8 protein-coding genes are annotated in these 14,504 nt (G+C 69.1%); 4 read left to right on the top strand and 4 right to left on the bottom strand.

Going from position 1 to position 14,504, the window contains the following annotated elements; genetic code table 11:
* Positions 1-258: 258 nt before the first annotated feature.
* The 3 genes from ACFFRH_RS29040 to ACFFRH_RS29030 all read left to right on the top strand — a co-directional run bounded on the left by ACFFRH_RS29040 (position 259) and on the right by ACFFRH_RS29030 (position 3,499).
* The gene (locus ACFFRH_RS29040; RefSeq protein WP_386160954.1) at positions 259-831 is read left to right on the top strand and encodes an RNA polymerase sigma factor; all 573 of its coding nucleotides are present in this window, start codon (positions 259-261) and stop codon (positions 829-831) included.
* A complete protein-coding gene (locus ACFFRH_RS29035) occupies positions 828-1,520 on the top strand; it encodes a hypothetical protein (RefSeq protein ID WP_386160953.1) in 693 nt (230 codons plus the stop codon). Before ACFFRH_RS29040 ends, ACFFRH_RS29035 begins: the two co-directional genes overlap by 4 nt.
* Before the next feature lie 581 nt (positions 1,521-2,101).
* Entirely contained in the window at positions 2,102-3,499 is a 1,398-nt protein-coding gene (locus tag ACFFRH_RS29030; RefSeq protein WP_386160963.1) for an alpha/beta fold hydrolase, read from the top strand.
* A 111-nt stretch (positions 3,500-3,610) separates the two neighbouring features.
* On the opposite strand, the gene ACFFRH_RS29025 is transcribed toward ACFFRH_RS29030, so the two are convergent.
* The 4 genes from ACFFRH_RS29025 to ACFFRH_RS29010 form a co-directional block, all read right to left on the bottom strand.
* Complete coding sequence (locus ACFFRH_RS29025; protein WP_386160952.1) at positions 3,611-4,282, bottom strand: hypothetical protein; 672 nt, start codon at positions 4,280-4,282, stop codon at positions 3,611-3,613.
* The gene (locus tag ACFFRH_RS29020) at positions 4,279-5,115 is read right to left on the bottom strand and encodes an ABC transporter ATP-binding protein (protein WP_386160951.1); all 837 of its coding nucleotides are present in this window, start codon (positions 5,113-5,115) and stop codon (positions 4,279-4,281) included. The genes ACFFRH_RS29025 and ACFFRH_RS29020 overlap by 4 nt, the downstream gene beginning before the upstream one ends.
* A 269-nt stretch (positions 5,116-5,384) precedes the next feature.
* Entirely contained in the window at positions 5,385-8,759 is a 3,375-nt protein-coding gene (locus tag ACFFRH_RS29015; RefSeq protein ID WP_386160949.1) for a galactose-binding domain-containing protein, read from the bottom strand.
* Between the two features lie 48 nt (positions 8,760-8,807).
* Positions 8,808-10,931 carry a ThuA domain-containing protein gene (locus tag ACFFRH_RS29010; protein WP_386160947.1) on the bottom strand — a complete coding sequence of 708 codons (2,124 nt, stop codon included), beginning with the start codon at positions 10,929-10,931 and terminating at the stop codon, positions 8,808-8,810.
* Positions 10,932-11,554: 623 nt separating this feature from the next.
* On the opposite strand from ACFFRH_RS29010, the gene ACFFRH_RS29005 reads away from it, so the two are divergent.
* Complete coding sequence (locus tag ACFFRH_RS29005; RefSeq protein WP_386160945.1) at positions 11,555-14,311, top strand: glycosyl hydrolase family 95 catalytic domain-containing protein; 2,757 nt, start codon at positions 11,555-11,557, stop codon at positions 14,309-14,311.
* The last annotated feature ends 193 nt before the right edge of the window (positions 14,312-14,504 follow it).

Here is a 14,504-nt window from a genome sequence, read left to right as displayed (position 1 = left end):
CCGCCCCGGCCCACGCCTCGGGGCGGCGCTCCCCGCCCCTCCCACCCTCCCGCCGCGACGCCGACCATCCCGCCCCGCCCCCCGCCGCGATGCCGACCGGCCCGGCGTGGCCCGTCCGGGCCCTCGTCCGTTCCTGGGCATGACCTCGGCCCCTACGAGGTGGGCATCAACAGGCTGATTCACCCGTTCATGTAACGCTTTGTCGGTCTCCTTCCAAGCAGTGGTGTATTCGGGAGGACGACGAAGGGAACATGGCCGGTGCGCCTCAAACAGACGGGGTTGGCGGAGATCTCCACCGACCCCGAGGCTTTCGAAGCCTTCTACCGGCGCCACGTCGAAGCGGTCACGCGATTTCTGGCCCGGCGGGTGGACGACCCCCACACGGTGGCCGACCTGGTCGCCGAGGTCTTCGTCGCGGTGCTCGACTCGGCGCACACCTACCGCTCCGGCCTGGGCAGTGAGATCGGCTGGCTGTACGGCGTGGCACGCAACACCCTGTCCGCCGAGCGGCGGCGGGCGGCACGTGAGATGCGTCTCGCCAGCAGGATCGGCGGACGCAGACTCCTCGACGCGGACGACCTGTCGCGCATGGAGGAGCGTCTGGACGCGGAGAGCACGGCCCGGCGGGCCTTCGAGGCCATGGCCGGACTGCCCGAGAGCGAGCGCGCCGTCCTGGAACTGGTCGTCGTCGACCAGCTCTCCGTGGCGGAGGCGGCTGCGGCACTCGGCATCCGGCAGGGGACCGCCAGGGTCCGGCTGCACCGCGCCCGCCGGTCACTGCGCCACGTTCCCGGCGTCATCCCTCCCAAGGTCATGGAAGGACTCCGATGAACTTCGAGGAGAGACTGCTCATGGAGCTCAAGGCAGAGATCGGCGAGAGGGCCGCGCGAGGGCCGGTCCGTTCGAGGCCACGCCGCCGCCTGCTGGCGGGGGCGGGGGCGGCGGTCGCGGGCGTCGCCGCCGCGGCGCTGGTGGCCGTACCGCTGGTGATGGGGGCGGGGAACCCGGCGTACGCGCTGACGCAGGGCGACGACGGGTCGATCACGCTGCAGATCAAGGAGTTCCGCGACCCCGACCGGGTCGAACGGGATCTGGCCGACCTGGGGGTGGAGGCCGACATCTCCTACCTCAAGCCCGGAACGTGGTGCGCCCCGGGGCGGTTCACGGCCCTGGGGGAGCCGGCCTTCACCCCCGAGGAGTTGAAGAGCACGGACCCCGCCGTCAAGGCACGGGTGAGGAAGACGCTTGAGACCTCGCCCGTGGAGAGGGTGTACGACAGGATTCCCGGCGGGGTGAAGATCTACACGAAGGAGATCAAGGCGGGGCAGCGCGTGGTCATGCAGTTCGCCGGGAACGCGGACCAGACCTCGGGGCCGGAGAGGCCGAGAACACTCTGGCAGTACTCGTTCCAGCTCGCCGAGGGCCCCGTCAAACCGTGCACGGTCGTCGAGGACCCGTCCTGGGACGCCCCCCTCGACCCGGAGAAGAACCCCGAGGCGTTCCCGCCCGCGGGTAGCTGACCTCTCCCGCGTCGGCCTTCGGGCCGCGTGAGTGGAGCGCCTTCGTCTCCGGCGTCAAGGGTGGCCGGTTCGATCTGGTCTGACCGTTCAGCCTGAAGGCATCCCTTCGGGGGCATCCCCGGCGAAGCAGGCAGCGCGCCCGGCCACCTCTGGTGGTCGGGCGCTTTTTCGCTGTCCGGACCAGGCGTCAGAAGATTCGAAGCGCTCGTGAGAGGACCCGAGGCGGACCCGGCGGGTCCTGTTTCACCGGTCGTACGTCCGCGTGGCGGTGTCGTCGTCCACGTCGATGACAGGGCGCGAATCCCACCGGACCGGATGCCTATTGCGGTAAATACTGCCATTTTCTCCTGTTTCCGCCTTCGAATATGTGGTGATTCGCTACCGTCGCCCGTTACGACAGAAGATCGACTAGAGACTGGAGCATTGTGCGAAGAAGAATCTCTTGGTTCGCCGTCCTCCTGGCGATGGTGACGGTTTTACCGGTCGCGGTGGCCAATGCGGACACCGGGGTAGCGAGGGCGCAAACCATCGTTTGGGCGCCTTGTGAGGAGGAGCCCGCCGCCGAGTGCGGCACGTTGAGCGTGCCCATCGACTGGTCGAAGCCGGACGGGGCGAAGGTCGACATCGCCGTCGCGCGGCGGAAGGCCACGGATCCGGCCGCGCGGGTCGGTTCGCTGGTGATCAATCCCGGTGGTCCGGGCGGGTCGGGCGTGGAGGCCGTGTACGGCGCTCCCGGGTCCTACACCGAGGAACTGCGGCGACGGTTCGACATCGTCGGGTTCGACCCTCGGGGCGTGGGGCGCAGCAACCCGGTGATCTGCTCGGCGTCGGTGTACAACCGGATGCCGCACACCGTCATGAGAGGCCAGGCCGACTTCGACGCCTGGGACGCGTTCACCAAGAAGCTGCACGCCGACTGCCGCGCTCGTACCGGTCCGCTGTACGACCACGTCGATTCCGCCGACGTCGCCCGTGACCTGGACGCGCTGCGCGCCGCCCTGGGTGAGGAGAAGCTCACCTACTACGGGATCTCGTACGGCACGCTGATCGGCCAGATGTACGCCGAGCTGTTCCCCGGCCGCGTCCGGGCCCTCGGGCTCGACAGCAACATGGACCACAGCCTCGGTGTCGCGGGCTTCCTGGCCACCGAGGCGATCGCCGTCGAGGACGCGTTCGACGAGTTCGTCGGCTGGTGCGAGCAGGACACCACCTGCGTCCTGTATGGGCGTGACGTCCGTGGGATCTGGAAGGACCTGCGGGAGAAGGCGCGGCGCGGTGAGCTGAAGTACCCGAGCACGGGCCAGACGATGACCGAGTTGCAGGTCATCTACAACGCCGCACTGGGCACCGAGGGGCCGGCCTGGCGCCTGCTGAGCGAGGTGATCAACTGGTTGAACGGCGGGCCGGAGCCGGAGTGGGCGCCCCCGCTGTCCGGACGGCAGCCCGTGGAGGGTGACGTCGCGTATCTGCCGACCGCGGTTCTCTGCCAGGACTACAACCTCAAGCTGCGTGACTACTCGGAGTACGCCGCGCTCATGCGTGTCTCCAACCGGCTCGCACCCGACACGGGGTACCACCCGTACCCGATCGACGATCTGCCGATCTGCATGAACTACCCGACCACAAACGCGCCGCACGCACTGCGATACACGGGCGACGCCCCGCTGCTGCTCGGGAATTCCCTGCACGATCCGGCCACCCCGTGGATATGGTCCGCCAACGCGGCCCGTCAGCTCGGGTCCAAGGCGGTGTTGCTCACATACGAGGGCTGGGGACACCGCATCTACGGCAAGGACAAGTGCCAGACGGACATCTTCGACGAGTACCTGATCTCGCTGAAGGTGCCGCCGCGTGGCACGCGCTGCGCCGTGGGCACGCCCGAGGAGAGCGTGCTCAAGCAGCGGACGCCGTCGCGGACGTGGCCGACCGGCCCGAACCACTGGGCGGCCGGCCCGGTCGCGGCCTCGCCCGCCTTCTGAGTCCGGAGGCGGGCCTCCACCCGGGCGGCTCGTCCGGGTGAGATCCGCGCGGCTGTCGAGTGGGTGGGTGTCGTCGAACCACGGCGAGTCCGGTGGTTCGACGACACCCGTTCAGGGGGTCAGGCGGCGGAGCCGCGCGTACAGGACGAGGCTCGCGGCGGTCCAGAAGAGGGTGGCGGCGGAGATGGGGAGCATGACCGTGTCGAGCAGGCCGTCGTTGGCGGCACGCATCCAGGGCATGATCGGCACCGAGAGGTGGCCCACCGGGGTGAGGCTGATCAGCAGCAGGGCGAGATAGCCACCGAACAGGGCGAGCATCGAGACGGCGGGGGAGGCCAGGATCGGGCGGCTGGTCAGCGCGCCCAGGGCCGTTCCCGCGCTCACGCCGAGCACGTGCAGCGCGATGCCGAGCGCCAGGTCGGCGGGGGCGGGCAGGGCGGCGAAGCCGTGGACCAGCGGGAGCCCGATCGCGATCGCCGCCATGCCGAGGTTGACGGCGAGCGCGGCGAGCAGCCCGGCCCCGATCTCGCGGCCGGGCCGTCCGGCGGCGGTCATGGAGATCAGTCGCTGGGTCGGAGGCTCGGTGTCGAGCAGCCCCCGGGCGGCCCAGGCGAAGATGAGGATCAGCAGCCCGGCCGAGTCGGCGTACGCGGACAGCTCCTTGCCGGGCGGGGTCAGCGTGGAGTAGAAGATGGCCAGCATCGCGAAGAGCCCGATCATCGGCTGGAGCAGCCGGTGCGACCGGGCGTAGGCGGCGAGCTTGAAGCGTACGAGGTGGATCATGATGACCGCCGGGTGAGGTAGCCGTCGGCGCGGAGCTTCTGTTCCACCTCGTCGGCGTCGTCCGCGTCCACGACGACCTCGATGACCACCTGCCGGGACGATCCCTCCGAGGAGGGCGGGGGAGGCGGCGAGGGCTCTTCCGAGGCGTCCCGGGGAAGCCGGGGGAGCGGTCCTCCGGAGGGGTCTCGTGGGGGATGGGCTCCGGGGGTGGGGAGTGCCGAGGGCCCGCGGGTGCCGACGGTGACGTCGCCGTCCTCGACGAGCCAGTGTTCGGCGCCGGGGAAGTCCTGGAGCTGCTTCTGGTGGTCGCTGACCACGACCGTGCCGCCGCGTGCGGCGATCTCCTCGATGATCACGGGGAGTTCGGTCCGGGTCTGCTCGTCGAGCCCGGCGAAGGGTTCGTCCAGGATCAGCAGGTCCGGCGGGGCGAGCAGCGACTGGATGAGCCCCACCTTCTGCGCGCTGCCCTTGGACAGGTCGCCGAGCGGCTGGTCGAGCAGGTGGGTCGCGTTCAGCCGTTCCGCCAGGTCCCCGGCGGCGGAGCCGGAGGAGAGGCCCCGGACCCTGGACATGTGGGCCAGGTAGGCGGCGACGGTGAACGGCTGGTCCACGGGGAACACGTCGGGGGCGTAGCCGACGACGCCCGGCCGGTCGGAGATCGAGCCCCGGGACGGGGGGACGAACCCCGCCGTCAGGCGGAGCAGCGTCGACTTTCCCGCGCCGTTGCGACCGGTGACCTCGACGACGGAGCCGGGGCGGAGCGTGAGCTCGACGTCCCGCAGGATCCAGGGGCCGCGCCGCGAGTATCGGAAGGACACCGTGGAGAGCCGCATAAGCCGCAACCCTACCGTGATCATCCGCTTTCCGGCCCGCGCTCTCGATCTCCCGGTTTCCGGCCGTATTCCTGGTGTCCGCTCCTTCGTGCGCGTCCCCGGACGCGCGCTCTCCGGTGTCCGTTCCTTCGTCCGTGTTTCCGGTCTCCCGCTTCCCGGTGTCCGTCGCGTCCTCCGGAACGCGGACGGAGACCCCGCGCGAACGCGAGGTCTCCGTCGTCGGGCCTGTGCGGTGTCACGGGTCGCCGTCCGGTTTCGCGTTCACGGGGTCAGCCGCCGTAGACGTCGAGGTCCCACAGGGAGTAGCCGTAGGCGGGCAGCGCGCGCTGGGTGCCGTGGACGCGCACGTAGCGCCCGCTGCCGCTGACGGTGAGGTCGTCGACGCCGCCGTCGGAGGCGACGGTGGAGTAGACGCTGGTCCAGGTGCTGTTGTCGGTGGAGGTCTGTACCTGGTAGGCCTTGCCGTAGGCGGCCTCCCAGTTCAGCCGGACCCGGCTGATCGAGCGGGTGGCGCCCAGATCGACGGTGATCCACTGCGGGTCGCTGTAGGCACTGCTCCAGCGGGTCGCGGGGTCGCCGTCCACCGCGTAGGAGCCGACCCGGCCGTTGCCCTCCTCGACGCTGCTGGTCGTGACCGGCTTGCCGGTGGACAGCAGTGTGGGGGTCGAGGTGGCGGGGGTGCCGTAGACGTTGAGGTCCCACAGGGAGTAGCCGTAGGCGGGCAGGGCGCGCTGGGTGCCGTACACGCGGACGTAGCGGCCGGTGCCGGTGACGGTGAGGTCGTCGACGCCGCCGTCGCTCGTGGTGGTGGAGTGGAGGTTGGTCCAGGTGCTGTTGTTCGTGGAGGTCTGTACCTGGTACGCCCTGCCGTAGGCGGCCTCCCAGTTCAGTCGCACCCGGTTGAGGTTGTAGGTCGCGCCCAGGTCGACGGTGATCCACTGCGGGTCGCTGTAGGCGCTGCCCCAGCGGGTGGCGGAGTTGCCGTCCACCGCGTTCGCCCCGACGAGCACGTTGCCGTCCTCGACGCTGGAGGTGGTGACCGGCCTGCCCCGCGCGAGGTCGCCCCCGGGGTCGGGGTCGCCGGGCGGGGTGCCGGCGCCCGCACCGGTGAAGGTGTAGCTGTCCAGGTCGTACAGGGCGCCGGTGCCGGTCCCGGTGAAGACGATGTACAGGTCGTGGGTGCCGTCGTCGGGCTTGGTGACCGGGGCGGTCACCTCGGCGTAGTTGTCCCAGCCGCCGGTTCCGCCGACCGTGAGGCGGGCGACCTCGGGGCCGGTGGGCGAGTCGAAGCGGAACGACAGGGTGCCGCCCGCGTTGGCCGAGGAGACGCGCGCCTTCACCCCGGTGATGCCCTTGAGGCTGACGGCGTGGTGCTTGACCCACTCGCCGTTCTGGATGTCACCGAGCCGCCTGGCGCCCTCCGCCGCCGCCTGGTCGACGACCTTGGGGCCGTTGAGCTGCGCGTAGTGCTCGGCCTGCCACTGCTTGGGCCAGAGGGTGATCTCCTTCTCGCCGGTGAGCGGGACGGAGCCGGTCGCGCCGCGGTCGGTGTAGCTGCTACGGATCACGAAGAACTGCACGGCGTCGAGCCCGGCGTGGATCGGGCCGGTGTTCACGGTGAAGCCGCAGCCGGTGCCCTGGCCCTCCTCGTGGGCGTGTTCCTGGTGGCCGAGCGCGGCGCGGATGACGACGTCGGCACAGGCGGGCGTGCCGTCCTGCGCGTCGGTCGCGGTCGCGGTCGAGGTCAGGTCGTCACCCCAGCCGTACATGCCTCCGGCGGGCAGGCCGTTCAGCGTCACCGCAGGCCGGTTGTTGCCCACCACGATGGGGATCACGACGGTCCCGGTGCGGTTGCCCGGGTCCCTGACGGTGAGCCTGGCCCGCTTGTCGCCGTTGGTCGTGTAGGTGTACGCGGGGTTGGCGGCGGTGGAGTCGACGGTGCCGTTGTCGTCGAAGTCCCAGGCGTAGGTGAGCGCGTCACCGTCGGGGTCGGAGGTTCCGGCGCTGGAGAAGGTGACCGCGAGCGGGGCGAGCCCGTTGTCCCGGTTGACCGTGGCCTGGGCGATCGGCGACCGGCCGCCCTGCACGTGGTTGATCTTGTAGAGGCCGGCGTCGGCGGCGCCGGAGAAGTAGCCGCTGCCGTACTCCAGCAGGTAGAGCGAGCCGTCGGGGCCGAACTCCATGTCGATGGGGTGCACGAGGTTCATCCCCGCGAGCACCGGCTCGATGACGGTCGGCGTCCCGGTGGTCGGGTTGCCGTTGTTGAACTGGACCTCCTTGATCCAGTTGCGGCAGTACTCGGAGATCAGCAGCTTGTTGTCGTAGTAGACGGGCCACTTCACGTCCGAGACGAGGTTCGGGTCGTAGTGGTAGACCTCGGCGTGGTTGGGAGAGCCGCAGCCGCCGGGGTTGTCCAGGGCGGGCCACTCCTTGCTGCCGCCGTGCTGCTCCCAGACCAGCGCCGGCTTGGTGGGGGGCAGCTGCTGGAGGCCGGTGTTGCGCGGCGAGTTGTTGACCGGGCCCGTCGTGCCGCCGCAGGGGAACCAGCCGCGGGGGGCGTTGGCCGCGAAGTCCCAGTCGTTGTAGGCGACGTTGGGACCGCCGCAGTAGGGCCAGCCGTAGTTGCCGGGTCCGGTGGCGCGGTTGAACTCGTCGTAGGCGGCGGGGCCGCGGTTGGCGAGGGTCGCGTTCGCGTCGGGGCCGACCTCGCCCCAGTGCAGGGTGTCGCCCGACTTCTTGTCGACCCAGATGCGGTACGGGTTGCGGGTGCCCATGATGTAGATCTCGGGCCTGGTCTGCGCGGTGCCCGGCGCGAAGAGGTTGCCCGCGGGAACGGTGTAGGTGCCGTTGTTCTCCGGGTGGATCCGGTTGATCTTGCCGCGCAGGTCGTTGGTGTTGCCGGAGGTGCGCTGCGCGTCGTACTGCGGGTTGCGGCCGGTGCGCTCGTCGATCGGGGCCATGCCCGCCGAGTCGCCGCCGGAGTTGGTGTTGTCGCCGACGGCGAAGTACAGGTTCTCGTCGCTGTCCCAGCTCATCGATCCGGCCGAGTGGCAGCACAGCTCACGCTCGGTGGGCCATTCGATGATCATGTCCTCGCTGGCCGGGTCGAGGACGTTGGTGGTGGCGTTGAAGGTGAACCGGGAGATCCGGTTCACCAGCGGCGTCACCTTGGGCGAGTAGAAGAGGTACACCCAGCGGTTGGTGGCGAACCGCGGGTGGAGGGTGATGCCGATGAGCCCGTCCTCGAAGCGCGCGTCCAGCTGGAGCGTGAGCGCCACGGTCGTGGCCTTCGTCGCCGGGTTGTAGAGGCGGACCTGGCCGCCGCCGGAGGTGGTGCCCCGGTTGATGTAGAGGACCTTGCCGTCGGGCAGGACGGAGAGCTCGATGGGCTCGCCCATCGACAGCCCGCCGTCCAGCTTGACCTTCTCGAAGGCGCTGGTCGGCGGGGGAGCGAGAGCGGCGGTGGTGCCCAGCGACGCGATGGTGCCGAGCGTGGTGGCGGAGCCGGTTTCGAGTGATGTGGTGGTGCCGAGCGTGGGGGCGGTCGAGGCCGCGGCGGTGGTGCCGGTGGCTCCCGCCGTGGCGGTGGCGAGAGCGAGAACGAGGACGCCCAAGGCCGTACGAAGGCGCGTGAAACCTAACACGAAGGTCTCCTGGGGGATGGAAAGGCAGATGCGTGCGGGCAGGGGGTGTCAGGTGCCGTAGATGTCGAGGTCCCACAGGGAGTAGCCGTAGGCGGGCAGGGCGCGCTGGGTGCCGTAGACGCGGACGTAGCGGCCGGTGCCGGTGACGGTGAGGTCGTCGACGCCGCCGTCGCTCGTGGTGGTGGAGTGGAGGTTGGTCCAGGTGCTGTTGTCGGTGGAGGTCTGCACCTGGTACGCCTTGCCGTAGGCGGCCTCCCAGTTCAGCCGGACCCGGCTGATCGAGCGGGTGGCCCCCAGGTCGATGGTGATCCACTGCGGGTCGGCGTAGGCGCTGCCCCAGCGGGTGGCGGGGTTGCCGTCCACCGCGTTCGCCCCGGCGTGCGCGCTGCCGGTCTCCACGCTGCTGACCGTGACCGGCCTGCCGGTGGACAGCAGCGTGGGGGTCGAGGTGGCGGGGGTGCCGTAGACGTTGAGGTCCCACAGGGAGTAGCCGTAGGCGGGCAGGGCGCGCTGGGTGCCGTAGACGCGGACGTAGCGGCCGGTGCCGGTGACGGTGAGGTCGTCGACGCCGCCGTCGCTCGTGGTGGTGGAGTGGAGGTTGGTCCAGGTGCTGTTGTCGGTGGAGGTCTGCACCTGGTACGCCTTGCCGTAGGCGGCCTCCCAGTTCAGCCGGACCCGGCTGATCGAGCGGGTGGCCCCCAGGTCGATGGTGATCCACTGCGGGTCGGCGTAGGCGCTGCCCCAGCGGGTGGCGGGGTTGCCGTCCACCGCGTTCGCCCCGGCGTGCGCGCTGCCGGTCTCCACGCTGCTGACCGTGACCGGCCTGCCCTGTGCCAGGTCGGTGGCCGGAGGGTTCGAGGGGCCGTCCTGCTTGATGCGGATGTTGCGGTAGTTGATGTCGAGCCCGTCACCGTCGTTCTGGACGCCGATGTAGCCGTTGGCGATGTTCCGGGTGCTCGTGTAGTCGTTGATCTTGGTGCCGTTGAGGTAGATCTCGACGCGCTGCCCGTGCACCGCGATCTCGTAGGTGTTCCAGGAGCCGGGCGGGTTGAGCGCCGCGGCGCGGGCGGCCGTGTCGGGCGCCTTGAAGCCGTAGACGCTGCCCGTGGTCCGGGTGGGGTCGGCGTCGGAGGCGTCGATCTGGATCTCGTGCCCCAGGTCGACCGGCCGCCACGGGTCGTTGCCCGGGTCGGGGAAGCCGATGAAGACGCCGCCGTTGTCGTCGCCCGGCATCATCCAGTCGAGCTTGAGCGAGTAGTTGGAGAAGGTCGAGACGGGGTACCAGAGCAGGCCCATGCCGCCGACCGAGGACAGCGTCCCGTTGGCCAGGGTGAAACCGCCGGCCCCGGCCTGCCGCCACTGGCCGAGGCTCGCCTGTGTGCCGTCGAACAGCGGCGTGTAGCCGGTCTCGGGACGGCAGTCGGCGGCCTTCGCCCTCGCGGCGACCTGGATGCCGCCGAGCAGCATCCTGGTGAAGTCGGGGTCGGCGTAGGACTCGTCGGTGTGGCCGAGGCCGGTGTACCAGGCCCGGCCGCCCTGGTAGTCCTGGCACCAGGTGATCGGGTGGTCGGCGCCCATGCCGCCGCCGCTGTAGGACGACTCGTCGAGGTTGGCCAGCACCTTGACGGCGGCGCGCGGGTTGGCGCGGTAGTTGTACCACTCGTCGGTGCGGGTCCAGGTGGGCGCCAGGTGCGAGGTGGACGGGTTCGCCCGGTCCTCGACGCGGATCGTCGCCTGCTGGGTGGCGGGGTGGGAGTTGAAGTACGCCCCGACCAGGCCGCCGTACCAGGGCCAGTCGTACTCGGTGTCGGCCGCGGCGTGGACGCCGACGTATCCGCCGCCGCCCGCGATGTAGGACTGGAACGCGGTCTGCTGCGCCGCGTCGAGCACGTCGCCGGTGGTCGACAGCCAGACGACCGCCTGGTACTGGGCGAGGTTGGCGGTGGTGAAGGCGCCCGCGTCCTCCGTGGCGACCGTCGTGAAGCCGTTGGCGGTGCCGAGCCGCTGGATGGCGGAGATCCCGAGAGGGATGGACGAGTGCCGGAAGCCGGCCGTCTTGGAGAAGATGAGGACCTTGGTCAGGGGGGCCGCGGAGGCGGTGCCGGGTAGCAGGGCTATGGCTCCGGTGATCATGACGGCCAGCGCGAGGAGAACCCGCGAGATCCGGCGCATACGTCTACTCCTAGGGGGGAGAGGAGCGCGCCGCCGCACCTGGTGACAACCTTTCGGCGGAGATGTCCATACATTCGCCGCCTTATGACAAAACATTCGCATGGACCGGCGAAAGCGTCAACGCATGAGAGCGCTAACAGATGGTTCGCTCGCGACGATCTTGATACATCGGATGTATTTATTTGCGGCACGCTGTAATTTCCGGACGGGATGGACAAAATATGGCCTGGTCACCGGCTTATTCCGATCGGGTGTCCAGTTTTTTCTGTCCAAAGGGGATATTTCACATCTTGACGTTCGAAGACATCCGATGTTAACTACGGCTGACAGATCCGATCTACCAAATGTGAAACAGGCCCGGCCTGTGACCACAGGTGTCCTGGTGACGGATCTGTCCCCACGGGGAAGTTAGGGAGCCGCCGCCGGTCGCCGATTGCCGGCGGCGGCTCCCTAACTCCCCGGCGTACTCCCCTTGCATCACGTCACCCACCGGCCGCCCCGTGCCGCCGAAGCGACCCGATCTCCCCCCAGGCGGAGGCGCCGGCCACGCAGGTGGGTGAGTCGCGCGCTTGGTCAGGGCGGGGCGGCGTGGCCGCCGTCCCCGGTGGCGATTAAGGAAGATCATGTCGAGAAAACCAGTACGCCTCTTATTCATGTGGTTCCTCGTGACATGCCTGGCCGCGGTCGGCATGGCCGTGCCGGCGTGGGCGGCACCGGGTGACACGGCCTTCGACCAGGCGACCGGGGCCCTGAAGGTCAACTACGGGTCGTACCTGTCGAAGCACGACATCGTCTACAACCGTCCCAACACCAACCCGATCCAGGGCCTCACCGTCGGCAACGGCCGCACCGGGGCGATGGCCTGGAACCAGAACGGGCTCACGATGCAGGTGTCGGGGGTGGACCTGTCGCAGCAGTCGACCTACGCGGCGGGCCTGGCGAACCTCAGCACCAGCCCGGCCATGGACAGCGGGTACACGACCTTCCAGCAGCGGTTGTCGCTGTACGACGGGACGCTGACCACCAAGTACGACTCCAACCGGACCGTGACCGTGATGGGGTCGCCGAACTCCGAGGTCATGGGCATCCACGTCGAGGACACCCGGGGCGGCGTGTCCAACGTGGCGTTCGACCTCAGCATGTGGGACCCGGCCACCGTCCAGAACATCGCGGACGTGCCCGACCTGAACACCTGGCGGACCATCTCCACCTTCTCCGACTCCGGCGTGGCCGGGTTCAGCCGGGGCCAGACCGACGCGAACGGCTTCGGCTACACCATGGCCGCCACCGTCGAGGGCGCGAACTTCACCACCCAGGTCGTGAACGGCAGGAACGTGCGGCTGAACATCACGCCCACCTCCAGCTACACGATCTGGTTCACCGCCGCGAGCCGGATCAACGCTCCCAACCGCGACTCGGTCGCCCAGGCCCGCAGCCAGCTCGCCTCGGTGAAGAACACCGGCTACACCACCACGTACAACAACTACCGCAACTGGTGGCACGCGTTCTGGGAGAAGTCGTTCGTCCAGTACTCCAACTCCAACCGCGACGCGGACTACATGGAGAACGTCTACTACCTCAGCACGTACATGATCGCCGCGGGCGGCTACGGCAACTACCCGCTGCACTTCATCAACGGTGTCTTCCGCGCCACGCAGGACAACTCCAAGTGGAGCAACGCCTACTGGTACTGGAACCAGCGGGACGTCTACAACTCGTTCTTCGCCTCCAACCACACCGAGCTGATGAACACCTTCAACCGGCTCTACAGCCGTAACCACACCGCGTTGAAGGCGTACACGCAGACGAGGTACGGGATCGACGCCCTGTGGGTGCCCGAGACCATGGGCTGGGACGGCAACGCCCGCGGCACGATCAACAGCGACTACACCAAGAACATCCTGACGACCGGCTACCAGGCCGCGTACAACATGTACCTGCAGTACCGCTACACCAACGACGCGACCTACCTGCGGGACGTGGCGTACCCGTACATGCGGGAGACCGCGAAGCTCTACAAGGGTCTGCTGTCCTTCGACGGGCCGACCGGCAAGTACTACATGGCCAACTCCAACTCGCACGAGACGTACTGGAACGTCCGCAACGCGATCACCGACCTGGCCGCGGTGCGCAGCATCTTCCCGCTCACGATCCAGGCCAGCCAGCAGCTCGGCCTCGACGCCGGACTGCGCGCCGACTGGCAGAACATCCTGGACAACCTCACCCCCTACGTCGTCGCCAACGGCGCCTACCAGCCGCACCAGCCGCCGATCTCGCAGACGAGGAACAACGAGAACGTCGCCTCGGAGCTGATCTGGCCGTACAACATCACCGGCATCGGCTACCCCGACTATCAGACCGCGCTGAACACCTGGAACCAGCGGCCGTTCCCCTACGGCAACGTCTGGTCCAACGACGCGGTGCAGGCGGCCCGCCTCGGCCTCGGCGACCAGGCGTACCAGGGCATGAAGACGATGCTGCAGAAGTACCAGAACCACCCCAACGGCATGACGACCAACACCAACGGCGTCTTCGAGTATCTCGGCGTGCACCTGTCGGCGCTGAACGAGTCGCTCATGCAGAGCTACAACGACAAGATCAGGGTGTTCCCCGCGGCGCCGGGCGACTCCTCCTTCGTCGGGAAGTTCACCCTCCTGGCCAAGGACGGCTTCCTGGTCAGCTCCGAGCGCGAGGCCGGGGAGACCAAGTACGTCGGGCTCAGGAGCCTGCACGGCAAGCAGGCCACGGTGGTCAACCCCTGGGGCACCCAGCAGATCCGGGTGCGCCGCGCCTCCGACAACGCCGTCCTGACCACCGTCTCCACCGGCGAGGTCTCCTTCGCCACCGCCGCCAACACCGTGTACGTCGTGGAGCGGACCGCCAAGCCGCTGAGCGGGTACGCCTCGACGACGCTGACCGGCTCGGCCAACCAGGGCGTCAAGGCCCTGAGCGGCACCGCCTCCACCCTGGGCCTGCCGGGCGGCACGAGCAACGGGACGATCAGCCTGCGCTCCAAGGCGAACGGCCTCTACGTCACCGCCGCCAACGGCTCGCCGCTGATCGCGAACGGGACGTCCATCGGGACGGCGCAGCAGTTCGACCGGGTCAACCAGAGCGACGGCACCATCGCGCTCCGGGCGAGGGTCAACGACAAGTTCGTGGCCGCGGAGGGCGCCGGAGCCCAGCCGCTGATCGCCGACCGCGACGCGGTGGGCCCCTGGGAGGTGTTCCAGCTCATCACCAACCCGGACGGCTCGGTGAGCCTCAGGGCCCAGGTCAACGGCAAGCTGGTGTGCGCCGAGGGCGGTGGCGCCCAGCCGCTGATCGCGAACCGCGACGCGGTCGGCCCCTGGGAGAGCTTCGACCTGATAAATAACTAAATCAGGAATTTTCCGGAAACCGAGTTCGGTGGGCCCCCGGCCCGCCGGGCTCGGTTTCCGCCTTTCCCCGCGGTCACCCGATCCGCGACGCCCGATCTCCGGCATTCCCGCCGCTCAGCCGACCTGTCACCCCCGGATGTCCTCGATGTCCGCAGATATCCCTTGATATCCCCTAGGCGACCTCGCCGTCATT

This window comes from Streptosporangium vulgare (assembly GCF_042428775.1).
Classification (GTDB): Bacteria; Actinomycetota; Actinomycetes; order Streptosporangiales; family Streptosporangiaceae; genus Streptosporangium; species Streptosporangium vulgare.
This window is presented reverse-complemented; position numbering and strand designations above follow the sequence as displayed.